This is a genomic window from Spirosoma daeguense (genome assembly GCF_054776875.1).
The window spans coordinates 1-2,086 of record NZ_BAAHBF010000023.1; the positions used below are offsets into that span (position 1 = coordinate 1).

The window sequence follows — 2,086 nt, forward strand, 5'->3', positions numbered from 1 at the left end:
AAACGAAGTGCATGGCTAATTTTTGTTAAATTTAATCAGTAGGCTGTCAATCTAAGGATGGCCTGCGTAACATCAGTAGATAATTTAGATGTAAGTAATATTCTGACAAACTTTAATATAAATAGACTTGGAGCTTTTAGTGTTGAAACATTTGAAAGTTTGATTCGTAGAGTAACAAAACAACTTGTTGAAGAATTACAAAACGGTATTGGTACTTTTCTGCCTATAGATTATAGTTTTGATAATGAATTTGGTAGTGGTAATTTAGAATCAGACTTGCAGAATTTTATTTCTTACATCAATAATCCTAGTTACTACCCTAATACGGAAACAATTTTAAACAGACTTATATATTATCAAATAGCAAATGGTTTCTGGGACAGAGGCCAGAGAAAAATATATCCTACAAATGAAATTAAGGCCCGTGATGTACAGAATAGGATTACTGGCTTGGAGAAAATAATTACAAATGAGCTTGAAAGAGTTAGAACTGAAAAACAAAATTTAGCAGATTTCGTAAACCAAAAAAACTCAGAATTACAACAGATTGAAAGAAATCTGAATCTTTCAAATACTAATACTCAACAAATATCAACTTTATTAAACCAAAGTACTGCCAACAATGAGCGAATATCAGGCTTGCTTTCTCAACAACAAACAAGATTAGATGAGTCTAAACAGTTCTCAGATGAGAAAAAGGTAGATATATTACAAATCATAAAAGATTTTGAAACTCAGAAAGCTCAAAACGACGCTTACGTAACAGAATTGAACAAATTAGAAGAATCATTTCAAGACAGTCTAAATTATATAGAAAGTAAGAAACAATATTTTCAAGAAAGAAACGATTATCTTGACCAGCTAATCGGTAGAGAGGTTGGCGCTTCACTTTTTGAAACATTTAAGCAAAGAAAAGTAGAATTGCAGAGCCCTGTTACTTTCTGGAAATGGACGGTTCCGGTTATGTGTATTATAACAGTATTATGGATTTATTTTCTGTTTAAAGATTTTTCTGCAATCAATGACATGAATCAAAGGTGGCAATTTTTTGCATTAAATACTCTTAAAACTATTCCAGCTATATTATTAACATACTTTGTTGTTAGTCAATACAGAAAGGAACGTAATTTTCAAGAGGAATACGCTTTTAAATCTGCGGTTGCTTTAACTATCGCAGAGTACGCTAATAAATTATCTTCACCAGAAAACAGAGATAAATTAATAATGGAAGCTGTGATTGGTGTATTTGTTTCTCCGATAGAAAGGCGTATGAGACAAGCTGAACTAAAAAGCAATAGTTTAAATGAAACTTTAAAATCCATTAAGGACGGTATTACCGAGGTTGCAAGTAAAGTTAAAAATTAGAGTGTTATTTTCGATTTCTGTTTATAGGTTGCTTTCTTGGCGACAGGGAGCACGTCCCGCAGGAGGCTAAGCAGCCCAACATGGCGAGGGTGTAAAGGTTGGACGCTACGTTTGTTGTTTGAAGTGGTTTCCTCATCCATCAACCCTCGGGGGTGTTGGGTGGTGCCAAACAGCGAGAACGTAACGTGCTGAAAAATAACGTAGTGGTCGGCTTCGGTCGACAGGCCGCATGGCTCGACAGACGAACTTTTGGCTCGTTAGTTGGCTTCGGTCGACACGAGAATCGCCGGAATGGGTCGCTTTTTGGGGTTGGGTGCGACACGAGAAACGCCCCGGTCAGGAAGCCCGAAGTGAGCTAGGCACGTAGCGCGTGACAAGACAACTGCCCCGAAAGTGGACTTTAAAAGGGCTGCCTTCGACCCGAGAAAGGTAGTGAGCGGACAGCTTTTCGGTGACTCGGAACGTAGTAGAGGCTTCGCGCGGGCCTGAAAATCGGATTGTGCGTATTGTCCGCTCCGCGTGGGGTAGCTGTCGGGTGACAGGAAGCACGTCCCGAGGGGGGCTTTGCAGCCCAACCAAATGAGGGTGTAAAGGTTGAGAGTCTTCTTGTTTAGGGACGTAGCGTTCTCATCCATCAGCCCTCATGGTCGTTGGGTGAAGCAACAAGCTGAAAAACAACGTAGCGCTCGGGATTCGGTCGACAGGGTAATCGTCCCGCGAC

At 39.5% G+C, this 2,086-nt stretch carries 2 protein-coding genes; both read left to right on the forward strand.

The features are described 5' to 3' along the window. Positions 1-57: 57 nt before the first annotated feature. A complete protein-coding gene (locus ACYVD4_RS31905; RefSeq protein ID WP_460952496.1) occupies positions 58-1,365 on the forward strand; it encodes a hypothetical protein in 1,308 nt (435 codons plus the stop codon). Between the two features lie 155 nt (positions 1,366-1,520). Further along, on the forward strand, positions 1,521-1,724 hold the full coding sequence (locus tag ACYVD4_RS31910) for a hypothetical protein (protein WP_460952498.1): 204 nt from the start codon (positions 1,521-1,523) through the stop codon (positions 1,722-1,724). Positions 1,725-2,086: the final 362 nt, after the last annotated feature.